General features: G+C 67.1%; 3 protein-coding genes and 2 tRNA genes. 3 read left to right on the top strand and 2 right to left on the bottom strand.

What is annotated here, in order from left to right; all coding sequences use genetic code 11:
* The first annotated feature begins 64 nt into the window (after window positions 1–64).
* From ACE3SN_RS16385 to ACE3SN_RS16375, 3 genes are all read left to right on the top strand, one after another.
* Window positions 65–141 (top strand) — tRNA-Arg (locus ACE3SN_RS16385).
* Between the two features lie 56 nt (window positions 142–197).
* Window positions 198–271 (top strand) — tRNA-Gly (locus tag ACE3SN_RS16380).
* 108 nt (window positions 272–379) lie between these two features.
* The gene (locus ACE3SN_RS16375; RefSeq protein WP_374531844.1) at window positions 380–1,189 is read left to right on the top strand and encodes a DUF2189 domain-containing protein; all 810 of its coding nucleotides are present in this window, start codon (window positions 380–382) and stop codon (window positions 1,187–1,189) included.
* A 6-nt stretch (window positions 1,190–1,195) separates the two neighbouring features.
* Here ACE3SN_RS16375 and ACE3SN_RS16370 read toward each other — a convergent pair whose 3' ends face one another.
* On the bottom strand, window positions 1,196–2,413 hold the full coding sequence (locus ACE3SN_RS16370; RefSeq protein WP_374531842.1) for a M20 family metallopeptidase: 1,218 nt from the start codon (window positions 2,411–2,413) through the stop codon (window positions 1,196–1,198).
* Between the two features lie 67 nt (window positions 2,414–2,480).
* On the bottom strand, window positions 2,481–3,440 hold the full coding sequence (locus tag ACE3SN_RS16365; protein ID WP_374531840.1) for a CDP-alcohol phosphatidyltransferase family protein: 960 nt from the start codon (window positions 3,438–3,440) through the stop codon (window positions 2,481–2,483).
* Window positions 3,441–3,690 lie beyond the last annotated feature (250 nt).

Raw genomic sequence — 3,690 nt, 5'->3', positions numbered from 1 at the left:
CTCAAGCGCCTCCGCATAAAGGCACTGGCGCACCGGGCTGCACACTGCTAACCGCCCGGCTCAGGCACCCGTAGCTCAGCTGGATAGAGCGCTGCCCTCCGAAGGCAGAGGCCACAGGTTCGAATCCTGTCGGGTGCGCCAGCCCTTCCACGCCGCGGCGTTGCAGGGTGCGCATCGCTGAACGGCGCTGCCGGGATGCGGGTATAGCTTAGTGGTAAAGCACCAGCCTTCCAAGCTGGCTATGCGGGTTCGATTCCCGCTACCCGCTCCAAAATCCTCTCACCAATGAGTTCTTCCCGCGACTTGGCGTTGCAAGCGCACTTGCCGATGCCCGGCAACTATTGCACCCTCTCGAGCGGGACAGGACAGGAGAGTAGCCATGACCACGGGGGCTGGCACGGGGGGCTCGGACACCGGCGCTCAGGCGCCAATCGCACCGGCCTCGGTAGCGCGCGATCTGACGATCAAGGACCTCGGCGCCGCGCTCTCGGCGGGCTGGGCCGATTTCCGGGCGCAGCCGCTGTTCGGGCTGTTCTTTGCCTCGTTCTTCGTCGCGGCGGGGTGGTTTCTCTATTACGCGCTGTTCTCGCACGGGGAGGCGGTCTGGCTGATCCCGGCTGCCGCGGGCTTCCCGCTGCTTGCGCCGTTCGTGGCGGTCGGCCTCTATGAAGTGAGCCGGCGGCGTGAGGCCGGCCTGCCGATGAAATGGCGCGCGATCCTGGGCGCACTGCGCGGCCACGGTGACGACCAGCTGCTGATGATGGGCGGATATGTCTTCGTCGGCTTTACCTTCTGGATCATCCTGGCCCACGGGGTCTTCGCGATCTTCATGGCCGAATCGGGCGTGGGCCACGAATCGCTGGAGGTGTTCCAGACCTTTGCCGGAGTCATGATGCTGCTGGTCGGCGGCGCGGTCGGCGCGGTGGTGGCGCTGACGTTCTATGCGGTCACGGTGATCAGCCTGCCGATGCTGGTAGACCGCGAAGTCGACTTCCTGACCGCGATCATCGTCAGCCTGGCGACGGTCCGCTCGAACCCGAGGATCCTGCTGATCTGGGCGGGCTTCATCGCGGCTCTGCTGTTCGCGGCGATGATTCCGGCGTTCCTGGGCCTGTTGGTGGTGCTCCCCGTGCTGGGCCATGCGACCTGGCACCTTTATCGCCGGTCGGTAAGCTATCCCGCGCGGTGAGGCGCGTCAGCCCCAGCCCTGGCTCAGGAAGCGTTCACCAAGCCCGGCCAGCAACGCCGCACCGCGCGGCATGGCGGCCTCGTCCACGACCATGTGGGTGGAATGGATCCCCGGGCACTTGTGCCAGTCCGCCCCTTCGTGGGCGACGCCCAGAAAGAACATCGCCCCCGGGACCTGTTCAAGCACGTAGGAAAAGTCTTCCGCGCCCATGATCGGCTGATCGAGGCCGCGCCACGAGCCCGCCCCGAACAGCTCGCCCGTCACGGTTTCGCCCAGCGCAACGGCGCGCGGATCGCACAGCGTCACTGGGAAGCCGGGGGTAATCGTGACTTCGGCCGCGGCCCCGTGCGCCGCAGCAATCCCGCAGGCGAGCTGTTCCAGCGCGGCGTGGAGCTTTTCGCGGTGACGCGGGGAGAGCGTGCGCAGGGTTCCGCGCAGGGCGGCGAATTCGGGGATCACGTTGTGCGCCGTCCCCGCCTCGATCCGGGCCACGGTGGCGATGATCGGGTCGTGCGGATCGAACTGGCGCGCCACCAGCGCTTGCAGCGCGGTCACGATCTCGCAGGCGATCGGCACCGGATCGAGCGCGAAGTGCGGCATCGCGGCATGGCCGCCGCGCCCGGTCACCACGATATCGAACTGGTCGGCCGAGGCCATCAGCGCGCCGCTGCGTCCGGCAACCAGGCCGTGCTTGGCATTGGGCATGACATGCAAGGCAAAGGCGGCATCGGGCAGGGCGCGCCCGGTCCCCGCGCCGCCCAGCAGGCCGTCTTCGAGCATGAAGCGCGCGCCGTGGTAGCCTTCTTCACCGGGCTGGAACATGAAGCGCACTTCGCCCTTCAACTGGTCCTTGCGGGCGCAGAGCAGCCGCACCGCGCCGAACAGCATCGCGGTGTGCGCATCGTGGCCGCAGGCATGCATCGTGCCGGGGACGGTCGAGGCATAGTCGAGCCCGGTTTCCTCGGGCATCGGCAGCGCGTCCATGTCGCCGCGCAGCAGCACGCAGCGCCCCTCTCCCGCCCCGCCCTTCAGCGTGGCGACGAGGCCCGTGGTCGAAGCGCCTTCGCTCCATTCGAGCGGCAGGCCCGCCAGCGCGGCGCGGACCTTGTCGCGCGTTTTGGGGGTGCTCAGCCCCAGTTCCGGTTCGGCATGGATCGCCCGGCGCAGGGCGATAATCTCGCCCGAAATGGCGCGAGCGCTTTTAAGCAGGCTTTCGGTCAGCATGGCATGGCTCCCCAGAGCGTTTCTGACTGCGAGGATAGCCTGCGAAACCGCCGCGTCCAGTTCCGGCTTAAGCGGCGCCGATTTTCGATGCGATGCGCTTGGCCGCTGCGTTATGCGCGGTCACCGAGATCGCCATCAGCACGTTGAGCACGACCGACTGGTAGATCATGTACCACAGCGGCGTGCCCAGGAACATCGAGATCCCCAGCACGATCGCGCGCGGGTTCGGTCCCAGCACCTTGCACAGCAGCAGCAGCGGCGGGGCTTCGGCGCGGACGGCGGCGGCGATTTCGGCGAGGCGATCGGGGTTGTCCTTGGCCTTGGCGATTTCGGCATCGACCTTGAGCGCGAAGGGCGTCATCCCGTTGGCAAGGCCGATATAGGCCGACACCAGCGTGGCGGCCCAGCTTCTGGACGTGGCGGAATCGGCCTGTCCGTGCGACGAGCGCAGCCACGGCGTGCCATAGACCCAGTACTGGTACTGGCGGCGCTGCACTTCGACGTGATTGGACTGGATCGCGTGACTGATCCCGGCAAAGACGATCAGCGCCCAGCCCTTCCAGCCCGCCGCCACGCCGTCGCCGTGCGAGAGCACCCAACCCATGATCAGGTAGAGCACGATGTGGCTGAGATAGTCGGACAGGCCATCGACCATTTCGCCGATCGGGCTGGCGCGGCCGGTCATCCGGGCGAGATCGCCGTCTGCGCCGTCAATCACGTGCCACGACATATGCAGCGTCATGCCCAGCGCGGCCGACACCGGATAGGGCAGCCACGCGTAACAGACCGCCGCCAGCACCACCATCAGGCCGCCGAACACCGAGACCATGTTCGGGGTCAGCGGAGTCTTGGCCAACTGGCGGGCAACCTGCCAGGCCAGCGGGTGATAAAGATAGTGATTCAGCGGGTCCTGCAACTCGCGCGGACGCCGCGGGCGCTCGGTGGGAGTTCGCTTGTCGCCGCCGGTTCCACCGTCCGGTCCGGGGGCGCCCGCGTCCAAAACACCCTTGCCTGCGGCCGTCACCATTTCCGTCATGTCCTTTTTTGCCCCTTGCCGCTTGGCGCGGCCTGTTTGGGGCCTTATAGAACGCCGCGCCGATCGCAACAGGGGGCTGTCGGCAGCGGGGTCCTGGCCGGTAACAATTCCGGACCGACATCGTTTCCGGGGGGAAGCTTTTGCCCTGTGCCAGTGCCGTACCTGATTTTCAGGTGGGCGTTTCAGATGGGCAAGGGGCCGCCAATCCGCTTGCGGACGCGCAAACCACTTGCTTTTCGCG

Source organism: Novosphingobium sp., from assembly GCF_041915465.1.
Taxonomy (GTDB): Bacteria; Pseudomonadota; Alphaproteobacteria; order Sphingomonadales; family Sphingomonadaceae; genus Novosphingobium.
This window is presented reverse-complemented; position numbering and strand designations above follow the sequence as displayed.

Excerpts from the sequence above, each read along its gene's own strand:
- ACE3SN_RS16370 (WP_374531842.1), bottom strand. The coding sequence starts at position 2,413 with ATGCTGACCGAAAGCCTGCTTAAAAGCGCTCGCGCCATTTCGGGCGAG.
- ACE3SN_RS16365 (WP_374531840.1), bottom strand. The coding sequence starts at position 3,440 with ATGGTGACGGCCGCAGGCAAGGGTGTTTTGGACGCGGGCGCCCCCGGA.
- ACE3SN_RS16375 (WP_374531844.1), top strand. The coding sequence starts at position 380 with ATGACCACGGGGGCTGGCACGGGGGGCTCGGACACCGGCGCTCAGGCG.